General features: G+C 39.3%; 11 protein-coding genes and 1 pseudogene. 1 reads left to right on the top strand and 11 read right to left on the bottom strand.

Annotated features, from left to right (window positions below):
• Positions 1–156 precede the first annotated feature (156 nt).
• The 4 genes and pseudogenes from glnA to ACQ4KW_RS04135 all read right to left on the bottom strand — a co-directional run.
• Positions 157–1,488: a type I glutamate--ammonia ligase gene (glnA, locus tag ACQ4KW_RS04150; RefSeq protein ID WP_430885273.1), complete on the bottom strand. Its 1,332-nt coding sequence runs from the start codon at positions 1,486–1,488 to the stop codon at positions 157–159.
• A 675-nt stretch (positions 1,489–2,163) separates the two neighbouring features.
• The gene (locus ACQ4KW_RS04145) at positions 2,164–3,006 is read right to left on the bottom strand and encodes a GGDEF domain-containing protein (RefSeq protein ID WP_430885272.1); all 843 of its coding nucleotides are present in this window, start codon (positions 3,004–3,006) and stop codon (positions 2,164–2,166) included.
• Between the two features lie 63 nt (positions 3,007–3,069).
• Positions 3,070–4,707, bottom strand: a complete 1,638-nt coding sequence (locus ACQ4KW_RS04140) for a M20/M25/M40 family metallo-hydrolase (RefSeq protein ID WP_430885271.1) — start codon at positions 4,705–4,707, stop codon at positions 3,070–3,072.
• Positions 4,708–5,114: 407 nt separating this feature from the next.
• A pseudogene (locus tag ACQ4KW_RS04135) lies at positions 5,115–5,426 on the bottom strand (ArsC/Spx/MgsR family protein); the annotation flags it as partial.
• Positions 5,427–5,859: 433 nt separating this feature from the next.
• Between ACQ4KW_RS04135 and ACQ4KW_RS04130 the strand changes: the two are divergent.
• Positions 5,860–6,900, top strand: a complete 1,041-nt coding sequence (locus ACQ4KW_RS04130) for a Gfo/Idh/MocA family oxidoreductase (protein WP_430885270.1) — start codon at positions 5,860–5,862, stop codon at positions 6,898–6,900.
• Between the two features lie 131 nt (positions 6,901–7,031).
• Here ACQ4KW_RS04130 and ACQ4KW_RS04125 read toward each other — a convergent pair whose 3' ends face one another.
• The 7 genes from ACQ4KW_RS04125 to rlmD all read right to left on the bottom strand — a co-directional run bounded on the left by ACQ4KW_RS04125 (position 7,032) and on the right by rlmD (position 14,710).
• The gene (locus tag ACQ4KW_RS04125; RefSeq protein ID WP_430885269.1) at positions 7,032–7,343 is read right to left on the bottom strand and encodes an acyl carrier protein; all 312 of its coding nucleotides are present in this window, start codon (positions 7,341–7,343) and stop codon (positions 7,032–7,034) included.
• 41 nt (positions 7,344–7,384) lie between these two features.
• Positions 7,385–7,654, bottom strand: coding sequence for a hypothetical protein (locus ACQ4KW_RS04120; protein ID WP_430885268.1), 270 nt, complete (start codon positions 7,652–7,654; stop codon positions 7,385–7,387).
• A 42-nt stretch (positions 7,655–7,696) separates the two neighbouring features.
• Positions 7,697–9,187, bottom strand: coding sequence for an aminotransferase class I/II-fold pyridoxal phosphate-dependent enzyme (locus ACQ4KW_RS04115; RefSeq protein WP_430885267.1), 1,491 nt, complete (start codon positions 9,185–9,187; stop codon positions 7,697–7,699).
• 296 nt (positions 9,188–9,483) lie between these two features.
• Positions 9,484–10,737: an FprA family A-type flavoprotein gene (locus ACQ4KW_RS04110; protein ID WP_430885266.1), complete on the bottom strand. Its 1,254-nt coding sequence runs from the start codon at positions 10,735–10,737 to the stop codon at positions 9,484–9,486.
• Between the two features lie 401 nt (positions 10,738–11,138).
• Positions 11,139–12,164, bottom strand: a complete 1,026-nt coding sequence (gene trpS / locus ACQ4KW_RS04105) for a tryptophan--tRNA ligase (protein ID WP_430885265.1) — start codon at positions 12,162–12,164, stop codon at positions 11,139–11,141.
• 812 nt (positions 12,165–12,976) lie between these two features.
• On the bottom strand, positions 12,977–13,168 hold the full coding sequence (locus ACQ4KW_RS04100) for a YwbE family protein (RefSeq protein ID WP_430885264.1): 192 nt from the start codon (positions 13,166–13,168) through the stop codon (positions 12,977–12,979).
• Between the two features lie 66 nt (positions 13,169–13,234).
• The gene (gene rlmD / locus ACQ4KW_RS04095) at positions 13,235–14,710 is read right to left on the bottom strand and encodes a 23S rRNA (uracil(1939)-C(5))-methyltransferase RlmD (RefSeq protein ID WP_430885263.1); all 1,476 of its coding nucleotides are present in this window, start codon (positions 14,708–14,710) and stop codon (positions 13,235–13,237) included.
• Positions 14,711–14,894: the final 184 nt, after the last annotated feature.

Here is a 14,894-nt window from a genome sequence, read left to right as displayed (position 1 = left end):
CTAGTTTGATTTGTTTTTAAAGTATAGTTGCCTCTATATTAAAGGCCTAAATTCAAGCACCAGAACCATCTTGCCTTAAAAGCTGAATCAAATGCTTAGCATATAAATTTATCCCTTAAGCATAAACTTAAGTCCTGAGTTGTAACTTCTAGGCGCCTAATAATTATTAAAATAATTCTCGATTTCCCACGCATGAACTGTTTGTTCATAGCGTTTCCACTCTTTCAATTTGGCATTCATAAATATATTAAAGGTGTGTTCACCTAGAGTTTCTTTTATGAGCGGATCCTCTTCCATGGCCTTGAGTGCATCGAACAAGTCTCTTGGATACCGCTTAAGATCATTCTCATCGGCATCATAGACATTTTTATCTATGGCTACTGGTGGTTCTATCTTATTTCTTATGCCTTCAAGTCCAGCCTTTAACATGACCGCATAAACCAAATAGGGATTGGCCATTGGGTCTGGCGTTCTCAGTTCAACCCGGGTTCTCTCAGCCCCTGCTAGGGGGATTCGAATAAGGGCTGACCTATTGCAGTAAGACCAAGCAATATTGGTTGGTGCTTCGTAGCCCGGTACCAAGCGTTTATATGAATTCACAGTTGGATTACAGACTGCCGCAATTCCTCTTGCGTGCTTTAAAAGTCCACCTATGTAATATCTTGCTGTCTGACTGAGTTTTAAATCATCTTTAGAATCATAGAAGGCATTTTTCCCGTTCCTTGCAAGGGACTGATTACAGTGCATGGCATTGGCATTTTCCCCTGAGAAGGGCTTGGCCAAAAAGGATGCATAAAGACCATGTATATGGGCAATGGACTTGACGATTTGCTTAAAAATCATCCATTGGTCGGCTGTATGCAGGGCCTCATCATACTTAAAATCTATTTCATGCTGTCCAGGAGCCACTTCATGGTGGGAAGCTTCTATTGAAAACCCTAGATTTTTCATAGCAACAATCATATCGCGGCGGGCTTCTTCACCCAAATCAATTGGAGAAAGATCAAAATAGCCGGCTTCGTCATGGGTACTGAAGACAGGCTTACCATTGTTATCTCTTTCGAATAGAAAAAATTCCCCTTCTGGTCCAACATTCAAGGTGAATCCCATTTCATCAGCCTCTTTAAGGGCCTTTTTTAAAATGACGCGCGGACAGCCTTCAAATGGCTTTCCGTCAGGTCCATGAACGTCACAAATAATATGGGCAACGCCACTTTCCTTTGGATTCCAAGAGTTGGACTGGAAAGTTTTAAGGTCAGGCACCAAATACATGTCTGATTCTTCAATACGACCAAAACCATCCACCGACGATCCATCAAACATAAGCTGACCATCTAGGGCACCTGGCAGTTCCTCCGATGTGATTGATACATTTTTTGCAAATCCAAAGATATCAACAAACTGTAGTCGTATTAGGTCAATGCCTTCTTCTTCTACTTTTTTGATGATATCTTGTTTCAACTGTGACTCTTCCATGATATGTTTCACTCCTTCTGGTTTTTAACCGGTTCTATAAATGAGCCTAAAATGGTTAAATATGCATTGATTTTGCATAGTCAATAACCACAGTAAGTAACACTGGGGACATTTTTATTGCAGTCTTCTTACCGCTTCTATGATTTTATAAATCAAAATTTTCAGTCCTGTTTGCGAACTTTTTGAATGTGTCTTTTTACAAACACCAGGATTAATATTTGCGTCGATTTGACGGCAGATAAGGTAAGTGGCACTAAGAATGTTTTGCTCTTTAATACAAAAAAAACACTCTAACTCTCCTAAAAGAGTTAGAGTGTCTAAGCTTCGACCTTTATGTCTCACATTGAACAACCTATATAAGATTATTCAGTATAAGCCATTTCAGACTTATACAGACCCCAGTTCTTAAAAAGATTTTTCAATACCTTTTCACATGTTGCAGCAGGATTACATCTATCCGTTCGGGCGATTAGACCAAACATATAAATGCTCTCAAGCTTAGTTACTACAGATATTTACTTCACCTAATAACATGAGTATTCAATTGACTTACATATGCCATTATAGCATACTATGCAATTTTATACAGGGGTCTGATCAAAATAGAAAACGTTTTCTAGCCTTGAAACCTTCTTTTTAAGGTCTGCAAGACTAATATTAAACTGGTTTGCTTTAATAAGGGCCTCATTAAAAAGTGACCACCTTATTTTTTCCTGTCTCTTTGGCCTCGTAAAGTGCCTTGTCCGATGCCTCAACAAGGGCCTTTGGTGTATAAAGTACGTTGGTGGTTTGTGCCACGCCTATACTCACTGTAACCCCAAAGTCATCAAACTTCAGAGCCTCAATTGCCCGCCTAATTCTCTTTGCAACGTTAACCGCTTCATCCAGACTTGTTCCTGGCATAACAACCGCAAGTTCTTCTCCGCCATATCTGGCGGCAAAATCCATGGTCCGAATACAATCATTTATGGTCCGGCCAATATCATGAAGAACCTCATCCCCCTTTGGGTGTCCGTATGTGTCATTCACGACTTTAAAATCATCAATATCAATCATAAGAAGGGATAGAGGAGAATTGAGCCGCATGGATGTTTCCACTTCTTTTACCAATACCATGTCGAAAACATCTCGCAGATAGAGTCCCGTCAGTTCATCATTTAATGTGGTATTGACAACAAGCATGCTCTTTTCCATTTCAATTAAACAAGGACTTTGAAGATCAAAGGTTATATTTTGCATATAGTCTAGGGCACTGACAACAACCCCCACTTTTCGACCAAGAATTTTTTCCATACGCTCATAATGCTTGACAATACCATCCCACAAGCGCTTGGCCTTATCTTCATCATAGGATTCGTGGGTTAATGACAGTAATATTGTTGAGTATAATCTCCCCGAATATTTGCTTTCATATTGTTCAAAAACCGCTTTGTACTTTGCAATATGCTCGATTTCTCTTATGGTTAAAACATGGTTGTCCATTTCCATGAGATCCTTAAACACACCTGCTTTACTGTCTTTCTCTGGCATCTTAGCCTCCGTTACATTGTCATTAATCACCCAAATTGTTATCCTCTAAGACTATTTGATGAATTATGCATTATCCAATATATCGTTTATTAGATCATATAAAATAAGAGGAATTCGCTCAAACACATCTGGCCCAAAGACCCGCTCTGTGGTTTTATGAAGATCTTTGCCCCATGGTCCAATATTGACCACTGGCATAGAAAGTTCTTTAAGGGCGTCAAATGGAACATGGTAGATTTCATCCCAACCCGGGCTGTTGTCACAAATCACCTGAATATCTTTCTCGTCACCGACAAAACCGCCATAGCTTAAGTCAGAAATACCCATAAAGTAGCTGTTGGACTGATACTTTAAGGCAAATCTTGTTTCTGATATTCTGTTCACCCTGTCCAGTAAATCGTATTTATTTCCATTCTCAATGATGTCATTAGAAATATGAGGATAATAAGGTCCTGATAGTCCTAAAACAACGGCTGGACCTTCTAAATCAACATACTCCGCAACAAACTCTATAAGCTTTAATGCCGCTTCTGGAAGGGCCACACGGCTTTTCTTAAAGTCACTGTTTACGTCATCAAGATAAGCCTTGTAGTTCTTGGAAAACTTCTCACCGCCCTCTTCAAGGGCTTGGTCGAATAGCTCCTTAAAGGTTAAGACAACAGGACTGTATTCCAGGTTGTCTGATTCTTCATGGTTCATCATGCAAAATGTGTCATAGGCCTGCTGATTGCGTAATAGGACATCTGTCAGAGCATGTTTTGCAAGCATTTTCATACTTTTTAACACATCAGATGGCGTCCTTGAAAAAGTAAGCCAGTTGAAATAGCCAACGGCCGCTTCTGGAATGGAGGCGTCATAAGCCTTTTTCCTATCCTTTAAATTGATCCAAACAGGTGGTGGAGATGCGTCCAGTCCTTGAACATCGCATAAAGATGGATTGAGTTCTGTTCTCTTTTGAATTTCAGATAAAATCAGACTTGGATTGACCCCAGCAAAGGGATCACCAATATGGCTTTTGACACCCTTTACATAGACGACAGGCATAATTTTACCCACCGACCCCTCAAACATGATAGCCTTGTCTTTGACCTGATTAAAATAGGGTTCAGAGTTGATCATTAGGTCATATTCAAAATCATACTCTTCTCGAAGGGATTTTAAGAGCTCCACAGCTGCCAACATTCCGTTTGAAATGGTCTCTTCATCTGGCACAGATAAGAATAGTATGTTGCCTTCAAAGTCTTTGTTCTTGGTGAACATGTCCACAACGCCCAGCTGACTGGCAAGACCACCTTTCATATCTGCTGTCCCTCGTCCAAATATCCATTTTTCATTGTTTGCATCATTCAAGATGTTCTTGTTTTTGGATTTTTTCAAAAGGGCAGTTTTTAAATCATCCGGGCGAAAGGCCAACTCTGCTAAGTGACCATATTCAACAGTGTCCACAGCATCGTGGTGGTTGATCATAACAAAGGTTCTTTTTCCTAGACCCTTGACCAGACTCCACACAACGGCTCTGGAGTGTTGGTCATCCACAAGAGGATGGGCCCCATAGTAATCCGGGTTTTCCTGATAGTATGGATGCTGACCAAGTATGTTCAGCAAGGCGTCTTCAATAATCGTTTCATAAACCGAGTTGCTGTCGCTTCGTACCGAAACGAGTTGGTAAAATGCATTTTTGATCCAGTTTTGATTTAACATGCGTCTCTCCTCATTTTGATATGCTTGTCTAGATTAGGCGCTTGCAAATTTATAGATTTAAGTGATGTCCTATTGCCTAGTGCTTTGCAGTCGCTCAAATGCCACTATATGTTGTCTGGTCCCCAAGAGGATGGACCTATTTTTCACTTTACTTATTTTTATACCCTTTATGAGGTCTTTATAAAACAACCCCTTCTATCTCTACCGGTCTGTCTATACCTATCACTCTATCTGATTTTTGATGTTTTTTCAAAATTCGTAGAACTTCAAAATAGTCTGACCATCTTAAAGTTTACAAATTGAAAGTAAAACATTTCAAATGTAATGAGAAAAAGCCCTTGAGCAAGGTATGTCTTTGCATCAAGAGCTTTTATACTTATTTGTTCAATTTTGAGGGTTTGTAAAAACTATTTATTAAACTTTTCTTCCCATTCTTTAATTTTGAATCCAGTCAGTCCAAAATCTTCTCCGACAAGAACGGGTCTTTTATGAAAGAGCCAGTCGCTTTCTAAAATTTCTAGAAGTTCCTCTTCACTTAAGCTATCCCAGCGCTCTTTGAGGTTGGCTTCCTTGTACATCTTTCCGTTTGTGTTGAAGAATTTTTTAAGGTCTAAACCTGTTTGCGCCATCCACTTTTTCACTTCATCCGCTTTGGGATTATCCTTGTGAATGAGCCTTAAATCATAAGCAATTTCGTTTTCATCCAGCCAAGCCTTGGCCTTACGACTGCTTGTTCATGATGGGTAGTGTAATAATAACATTTGTTCTTTCTCCTTTAGTATTGAGTATTGTTCATTGAAAGACTTGTAGAATTTAATGGTGTGGTCATGAGACAATCCAAGAAATTTTACAAGCACCTATATTTTACCCTATTTATACCTTATGTTGACTTAACCTAATAAAATTCACAGCCCACGTGGCATATGAATGCTCAAGGAGCCATATCATTATTTTTGTGAGATGGTCGACACGCCGTGAATATATCACTATTTTAGTACAATTAATATCAGAATACAATATCCCCTTTAATTTGTCGTGAGGCGGTCTTATATGCTAAATTTAATACTATAATAGAATCAATTTATATTTTTCTTTCATCTGTTAATAAACTTGCCCTAAACCGGCAAGCCCCTATAGGATACAGGAGGCATTATGCGTAAAATTCACGTTGGCATTATTGGATACGGACTTTCTGGTCGTTTTTTTCATGGCGCAATTCTAAAGTCCCTTTCTCAATATGTCGTTAAGACAGTTGTTACAACTGATCATGACAAGGCACAGCTCGTCAACAAAGAACACCCACAGGCCAAGGTGGTTGCGTCTGCAGAAGATATTTTTTCTGACAAGGATATAGAGCTTGTGGTTATTTCAAGCCCAAATACAAGCCACTTTGAATACGCAAAGCAGGCTATGACAAGTGGCAAACATGTTCTTATAGAAAAACCTTTTGCCGTTTCTTCAAAAGAGGCCCAAGAACTTATTGAAATTTCGAGGACGACCGATCAACTCTTAACAACTTACCACAACCGCCGGTACGACAGTGATTTCTTAACCGTAAAAAAAATCATTGAAAGCGGTGATCTTGGAGACCTTGTAGAATACCACAGTTCTTTTAATCGCTTTCGTCCCATTGTTAAGTCGGAAACTTGGAAGGAAAAGCCCCTACCTGGGTCAGGCATCGTCTATGACTTGGGGTCTCACCTTATTGACCAGTCTTTAAGCCTGTTTGGAAAACCAGATATGGTTTTTGCCGATATCCGCAAGCAAAGAAAAGGCATTGTTGATGACAATTTTGAAATTATCCTCTACTACCCAGATTTAAAGGTGTCATTGACAGCCGGCGCTCTTGTAAACGCCAAACTTCCTAAGTTTTTACTCCTTGGCAAGAGTGGATCTTTCGTAAAGTATGGTCTTGATGTTCAAGAAGAGGCCCTGCGCTCAGGAAAAAATATAAATGACAGTGGCTGGGGAGAGGAAGGAAGTGACCTTTACGGAGATTTGATACTTGATGGACATGCCCCTTGTAAGGTTACAAGTCAAGCTGGCTGCTATCCGCAGTTCTATCTCGACCTCTACCAAGCCATTGTTTCTGGAAAACCAGTGCCAGTTTCACCACAGGACGCTCTTGAAACCATTAGAATCATCGAGGCGGCATTCAAAAGCAATGAAGAAGGCCAACGTATAAAACTTTAATCCGGTGGCTTATAAAAGCAATAGACGCGCGTCAACTTTTAAATAAAAAAGACAGGTCCAGTTGATACAGGACTTGTCTTTGCTTTATTTACTCATATTTGTTTTTTGTTATTTTATTTCTTATCATTTGATTATAATTTTCCTCTATACTTTTCTCTAACAAATGATATCAAGTCATTGACTGTCATAAAACTCCGAAAGTCTCTTTTGAAAATCATAACACCATAGGCATCCTTTATTCCGATAATGAGTTTGTCAATGGCCCTTTCACTTATGCCCAGCTCAGCAAATATAAGTGTTTGACCAGTGATATTTGCCTGGTTACAATCCATTTGTCCAGCAAGCATTTCAATAATACCATTTCTAATTCGAATGTTTTCATCCAGTTCAATGAGTTGAAGCGTGTTTAACGCAAAGTTTTCATAGCGTATGCCTCTTGTCATAATCATGCCTCTTTTCAAAAGTTATTCCTATTTTCCTATTCTTAACGACTGGAGCAAACAGATCTTTGCACAAAGTGTATGATATCGTATAAGGAAGTCACACGGTCGAGGAACTGGATAGGTAAAATAATATCGAACTCATCCTCTACAACGGTTGAGACCAAAGCGACTTCCTCATCACTTAGTTTTATCTCGTTAAGTTTTCTTTGCTCATCCATAGTACTTAGGCGTTCAGAATCGAAAAGTTCACATACAACGTGAAGTATTGCTTTTCTAACAATCCCAAACTCTTCTAGACTCAAATCATTCAAACTGATGGTCCTTTCCTTTGGTGCTTTATCTAAAACCTACTTTTATGCCGTTGGCATAAACTGATAACTTCTTTGCTCATCAATGATGCGGATGTTATTGACATCTGTATCTTCTGTGCCCTGGACGTCAAGACCAGACATTTTTAGCATTTTAATGTACTGAACAATTTCCTCGGAAATAATTTCTCCCTGGCATAGTATAGGAATCCCAGGAGGGTATGCCATAACCATTTCAGCACTAATAGCACCAATACTCTCCTCTAGGGCAACTGATCTCGTTTTGCTGTAAAGGGCATCCCGTGGAGATAAAACCCGCGGAGGAATACTTGGCACATTCAATATGCTTTCAATATACTCCACTTCCCCATATCTTTCACTGATTTCTTTCAGGGCACCAAGAAGCTTACCCGTAGAAACTTCATCATCTCCAATTGTAAGAACAGCCAAGATGTTATAAAGATCTGACATTTCCACTTGAATCATGAACTCATCTGCTAGGATTCTTTCAAGAGTATAACCAGATATGCCCAGTCCACGACAATTGATTGTGATTTTTGTCGGGTCAAAATCAAAAGCACCTTCTTTTAAAAGCACTTCTTTTCCAAAAGAGTAGAGGCCTGGTAGGTCGTTGATGTCTCTTCTTAGGTCGTGAGACAGTTCGATTGCCCTAGTCAGCAGGTCTTCCCCTTCTGTTGCCATCTGCATTCTAGCTGTATCAAGAGATGCCATTAGAATGTAGGATGGACTTGTGGTGTGCATCATATTCATCATTGTCTTTACACGTTTTATATCCACACGGTCCTTCTTCACATGGAGGATTGACCCCTGTGTCATTGCACCAATTAACTTATGAGTGCTCTGGGCACACATGTCGGCCCCCGCTTCCATAGCTGAAATCGGAAGTTCATTATGGAACTTAAGATGGGGACCATGGGCTTCATCCACAATAAGTGGAATGTTATACCGGTGTACTATATCTGCAATTTCAGCAATATCAGCTGACACACCATAGTAAGTTGGGTTAATAATAAGAACAGCCTTGGCATCTGGGTTTTCCGCAAGAGCCGCTTCCACTGTTTGAGGTGTAACATTAAGCGCCACACCAATACTTTCATCTATTTCAGGTTGCATGTAAACAGGCTCTGATCCACTCAGTATAATGCCCGCAGCAACTGATTTGTGTACATTTCTAGGCACGATAATCTTATCGCCCAATCCAACAACACTCATAATCATAACTTGAATGGCACCCGATGTGCCATGAACACAGAAAAAGCTCTGATCGGCCCCGTACGCATCTGCAGCAAGCTCTTGCGCTTTTAAAATAGGGCCCTTTGGGTTGTGTAAGCTGTCCACACTTTTAAAGACAGTCACATCCATTGACAAAACATTCATACCAACAAAATCACGAAAGCACTTTGCCATCCCATTTCCTTTTTTATGTCCTGGAACATGAAAAGGAACAGTGTCATTATTCACATACTCAACAAGAGCGTCAAATAATGGTGTTGCGAATTGGTTTGTATTTTTCATTTTTTATTACCACAACCTTTCATATTTTGACCCTGGAAGGTCCTAAAGTATCGCTGACTTCAGCGTGAATTATTTTTGCTAGATGAATTATAAATCCTCTAGAATAAAATAGCAATACTTTTTTATAAGTTTAATATATTAAGTTTTCTCGTTTGATAATCCCAGCTTTTTACCCCGATTTTCAAGCGCGATCAGGACGAAAAAAAAGCACGGTAAAAGGCCTTTGCCTCTCACCGTGCTTTAAAAATTTATGTTTTGGTATACGCCCCCATGAAATCCTAGGGGAAGACTTCTATCTATACAGCTGATTCTTGAACTTCACACTCAACAGTATGCTTTGCTTTTACTTTCTCAACCAATTCTAAGACACTCTTCTCAATAGATTCAAGATCTTCTGGCTTTGCAGACCCTTTAAACTCTACACTCGGGATAAAGTCCCATCCAAGTTTCGTGTCTTCCATAATCTTAGTCAGTTCTTTTTCTGCACCCCCAGCCCATCCGAAGGAGCCAAGGCGGAAAGCCAGTCTGTTTTTGGCCGTTTTCTTGCCGATTTCTTCAAGAGCAGCTGCCATTGTTGGGAACATTTTGTTCTCATAGGTTGGCATGGCTAGAACCACACCTGTTGATTCCCAAACGGAACCCAGTATAAAGCCCCATGAAGTTTCCATAATGTTGATAACATCATATTCAATGCCCGACTTTTCTAAGGTTTCAACAGCCTTATCAACACCTGCTTTTGTCATACCGTACATACTGCCCCACAGCAGTGTTACTTTTTCTTTAGCAGGTCCTTCTTGATATGACGCATAACGCACATAGTCTTCTACAATTTTTAGAGGATTTTTTCTCCAAACAATTCCGTGGCCTGGTGCGATAATTTTAATATCCAGGTGCTCGGTCTTCTTTAGGGCATTAACAACCATTTTTGAGAAGGCCGCCACGATATTGGCATAATATCTTAGGGCTTCTCTTTCATAGAAGTCAATGGCTTTTTGATCTAGTTCATCATCATAACCATTTGCTTCCACTTTTCCATATGATCCAAATGCATCACAAGAGAAAAGGGTCCCTGTTTTTTGATCAAAGGTAAAGATTGTGTCTGGCCAGTGAACCCCTGGCGCCGCAACAAACTCTAGAACGTGACCATTTCCAAGATCTAGGGTTTCACCGTGCTTGACAACATGAACATTGTCAACATGACCATAGAATGCATCAAGCATACCACTTGCTGCACGGCTACAAATAATTTTTACATCGCTTTTAAGCTTTTGAATGTTTTCAATCCAACCTGAGTGATCTGGTTCCATATGATTGATGATGATGTAATCAATTGTTTCAATGCTCACATCCATATCATCTAGCATCTTAAAAAATGTTTCAGGAACGCCGTCCCATCCACAAAATCCGTCAATTAGAGCCGTTTTTTCACCTTTAACCACAAATGAGTTCAGTGAAACGCCATCTGGTATATCCCACAAGCCTTCAAACAGCACATCTTCAACATTTGTTGTCAGCTTATATATGCCATCCGTTACTTTAGAAATGCTCATACACTTGTCCTTTCCATTCTCACATATTATCTTTTAATACCTTTACTAATTTGGTGCTCATCCGTTTAATGTCCATTGTTCTTTACAGCGAATATTATACATCATTTTTGTATACTATTTGTGAATTTTTTAGTTAATTACGATTTTGTTAAAAAAATTCTTCATACAAGCGCTTGCTAAATGAAAAATATAGGCTCTCGCTATATCTAATATAGAATTCTTGATTCTTGAATGGTATTTTGCAAGTCGCTCAATACATTATGAAAATGTTCGCTTGTTGCGTTGTATTAGACCAGCAACAGTAACCATTGTATAACATCAGACCCCAGATAAAAACCTTTTTACATGACTTTCACACACACTTTTAGGTCATTTGATAATACATGTCAGGAAAGCACAAGCTACAAATAAACTTGCATGGATTTTTTCACCGCTTCAACTGTTTTATCGCCAATTTTATTGGCCTTTTCACTGCCGGCATGAATAATGTCTTTGACTTCATTTTTGCGCGCTTCATAATAGGCTCTTTTTTCTCTGAATGGTTCCATCAGTGTGTTGAGTTTTTCTGCCAGTAGCTTTTTACATGCAAAACACCCAATGTCTGCATTTCTGCACATTTCGCATATGTTGTCATAATCCTTTTCATTAAAAGCCTTATGATATTTGCTGACAGTGCACACATCTGGATTGCCCTTGTCTTTGATACTGATTCTATTTTTATCTGTTACAGCGGATTTTACCTTGGTCAGGACGTCTTCCCTTGAGTCTGATAGAAATATACCGTTGCCAAGACTTTTACCCATTTTCGCTTTTCCATCAAGCCCAACAAGGCGAGGTGTGGCGCTAACCATAGCTTGAGGCACCTTGAGCACATCTCCCTCATGACCATAGAGACTGTTAAACCTGCGAACAATTTTTCTAGACTGCTCTATATGGGGCAGTTGGTCCTCTCCCACTGGTACAAGGTCGGCCCCACAAAATGTTATATCTGCCGCCTGGCTGACTGGGTAACCTAGAAAACCATAACTTAGATCATTGTAACCATACTGTTTTGCCTCTGTTTTGATTGTCGGATTATGTCTTAGAGCATTGACAGATACGATCATAGAGTAAAAGACTGTCAACTCTGCAATGGCCTTGATTTTCGACTGCAAGAACATGGTTATCTTGTCTGGATCAAGCCCGACAGACAAGTTGTCTATGGCCACATCATAAATGCTTTCTCGAATCAGTTCTGGCCTTTCAAAGTGTGTGGTCAGGGCCTGAACATCAGCTAATATAATAAAGGTGTCATAGTCATTTTGCAGTTTCACTCTATTTTCTAAACTTCCAACATAGTGTCCCAAATGGAGTCTACCTGTGGTTCTGTCCCCTGTTAGTATTCTTTTCTTTGTAGTTTGATTTTGTGTTTTCTTTTGAATTTCCATTGTATTTCTCCTTTTTATTTATCCTATAAAGCTCTACATACGCACCACCAACCATCTTCCATAGCATCAACTCCTTTTAATATTTAAATGATCAACTTGTAAATAGGCTTCGAGCACGGCCAAGCCAAGCCCCATGAACAATTCTGAATAAAAAATTCATTTTTAACTTCGCTATTATGTGTCGTGACCTACGTATTACAAGTATGATCCACTCATATTTGTAGTTTGTTTTTACAAAAAACAAAAAACTCCTGTCCCAAAAAGGACAGAAGTTATACTCTGTTTAGCCACCTAAATGAATGTCACGTACCAACATACGCTTCCATCATAACGGTTAGGATTTCCGTCAATACTACTTGCCTAAGCTTTCGCATTGCCCTCATAAGTCCATTCACCATAGGTCGAATTGCTATATTTTCACCATCAATAGCTCTCTAAAAATTCTACGCTTATGCCTACTCTTCTTAATCAGCGGTTTCACATCATTCATTTTAAGTTTAATTCATTGGTCTTTTGATTAATCTGTATTATACACAGGATATAAAGGCTTGTAAACCATAATTTTCTCGCCACACCTCACTTTGGTCAGGCTTAGAATAGGACTCTACTGTAAATATTACAAACATCACCCAATAGACCCGATTTAAAAAAGACAGATCTAATCAAAATAAACCGATTGATTCCACATTAAACACTTCTTAAATACTTTTTAAAATCTTTTTGAATTCTTCCTAAATTCTTCCTAAATTCTTCTTAAATTCTCTCTAAATTCCTCTTAAATTCTTCTATAGAAAAATGTGCCTGCCTATAGCTTAAAGAATTTCTTTGACACGACCAACAATACCACTTTCAAGCATGACTTTTATACCGTGGGGATGGTTGGCTGACTTTGTTAACAGCCTTTGAACGGTGCCTTCTGTGAGCTGGCCGGTTCTTTGGTCTTTCTTTTGTACGACTTTAACCTTTGTACCTGGTTTTATGTTATCTCTTATTGTGCCTTGCATTTATTGCCTCTTTCTCTGGTCTAATTTAACCGTATATAATACTTCATTGATGAGGTGCCATCATACTTATATGAGTTCTAGTTCAGCCACAGTCTCCACATGATGGGTCTGAGGAAACATATCTACAGGCTGAATTTTTTTGACCTTATAGCCATTTTTAAGAAGATATTTAAAGTCTCTTGCCTGTGTTTCTGGATTACACGAAACATATACAATCCTCTTTGGCTTAAGTTTGACCAAACTTGACAGGAAAGCTTCATCACTGCCAGAACGCGGCGGATCCATAAAGACCACGTCAGCCTTTTCACCACGCCTTGCCATGTCAACCATAAAGGCACCTGCATCACCTTGGTGGAATCTGGCATTTTTTATACCATTTTGCTTGGCGTTGTTAATAGCATCTTTTACGGCATCTTTATTCACTTCTATGCCAATAACGTCTTTGGCATTCTTAGCCGCAATCAGACCAATGGTCCCAATGCCACAGTAGGCATCAATGACTTTTTCTTTCCCTGTTAGCTGGGCATATTCTAAGGCTTTATTATAAAGTTTTTCTGTCTGAACAGAATTAATTTGATAAAAGGACTTGGCTGATATTTTGAAATCGAGACCACAAAGGGTGTCCGTGATAAAACCCTTTCCATAAAGAACGCTTTCTTTGTCTCCCAGAACCATGCTTGTTCTTCTGTTATTCACGTTCATAAGAATTGTTGTTATTTCGGGATGCGCTTTTTTAAGGGCCTTTACAAAGTTTTTCTTTGATGGAAAGACTGGACCACTCACAACAAGCACAACCATAATCTCCCCTGACACGTGCCCTCTGCGGATAAGAATATGTCTTAAAAAACCTCTTTGGGAATCTTCATCATAAGGCTGAAGTTTAAATGATTTAAGCATGTCCTTTATTGTTACAGCAATTGCATCAGCCTTTTCGTGATGAACGAGACACCTGTCCATTTCAATGATTCTATGGCTTTTTTCCGCGTAAATGCCAGATATGCTTTGACCCTTGCCATCATAACCAAAGGTGATGTGGCTTTTGTTTCTATAGCCATAGGGATGATCCATTGACTCTATAGGCCCCACTTTGGCCATGCCCTTCATTAAATCGAGGACTTGTTTTTCTTTAAATGCCTTTTGGCCGTCAAGACTCATATGCTGTAAATGACACCCTCCACATTTTTCATAGTAGGGACAGGGTGCCTTGACTCTTACTTTTGATGGCTTCACAATTTGCCCCACCTCGAAAGAAACACCGTTTTTATGTCTAAACTTATTAAGCGTGGCTTCTTCACCTTTAAGCAGGTTTGGCACTTCATGTAGCTTGCCTCCGATTTTTACAAGCCCCTTGCCCTCAGCATTGAGGTCAATACATTTTACTGGTCCTTGATCAAGTGATGGCTTTGTGGATTTTCCGCGTTTTGAATGTTTTTTATCCTGTACCTTTGTTGGTCCTGAAGTTTTCTTTTTTGGTGAACCTTTGCCTTTATTTGTGTTTGATCGACCACTTTTTTTTGATGTGGATTTCTTTTTTACTTTCATTTTATTGTCCTCTATATTTCCATTTTATTTGGATGGCATACTTGCACTTGTATTTACTCTTTTAGACTCAATTCACTACAGTCGTTTTCCTACAATCGGTTCACTGTAATGTCTTTATTCTATTCAACCCTAAATATCTTGTCTTCCCTATGATGCTATCATGTTGATGCGGTTTCTGAAAGTG

This window comes from Tianxiuia mixotrophica (assembly GCF_050596425.1).
GTDB lineage: Bacteria > Bacillota > Clostridia > Peptostreptococcales > Acidaminobacteraceae.
This window is presented reverse-complemented; position numbering and strand designations above follow the sequence as displayed.

Excerpts from the sequence above, each read along its gene's own strand:
- ACQ4KW_RS04145 (WP_430885272.1), bottom strand. The coding sequence starts at position 3,006 with ATGCCAGAGAAAGACAGTAAAGCAGGTGTGTTTAAGGATCTCATGGAA.
- ACQ4KW_RS04140 (WP_430885271.1), bottom strand. The coding sequence starts at position 4,707 with ATGTTAAATCAAAACTGGATCAAAAATGCATTTTACCAACTCGTTTCG.
- ACQ4KW_RS04130 (WP_430885270.1), top strand. The coding sequence starts at position 5,860 with ATGCGTAAAATTCACGTTGGCATTATTGGATACGGACTTTCTGGTCGT.
- ACQ4KW_RS04125 (WP_430885269.1), bottom strand. The coding sequence starts at position 7,343 with ATGACAAGAGGCATACGCTATGAAAACTTTGCGTTAAACACGCTTCAA.
- ACQ4KW_RS04115 (WP_430885267.1), bottom strand. The coding sequence starts at position 9,187 with ATGAAAAATACAAACCAATTCGCAACACCATTATTTGACGCTCTTGTT.
- ACQ4KW_RS04110 (WP_430885266.1), bottom strand. The coding sequence starts at position 10,737 with ATGAGCATTTCTAAAGTAACGGATGGCATATATAAGCTGACAACAAAT.
- trpS (WP_430885265.1), bottom strand. The coding sequence starts at position 12,164 with ATGGAAATTCAAAAGAAAACACAAAATCAAACTACAAAGAAAAGAATA.
- ACQ4KW_RS04100 (WP_430885264.1), bottom strand. The coding sequence starts at position 13,168 with ATGCAAGGCACAATAAGAGATAACATAAAACCAGGTACAAAGGTTAAA.
- rlmD (WP_430885263.1), bottom strand. The coding sequence starts at position 14,710 with ATGAAAGTAAAAAAGAAATCCACATCAAAAAAAAGTGGTCGATCAAAC.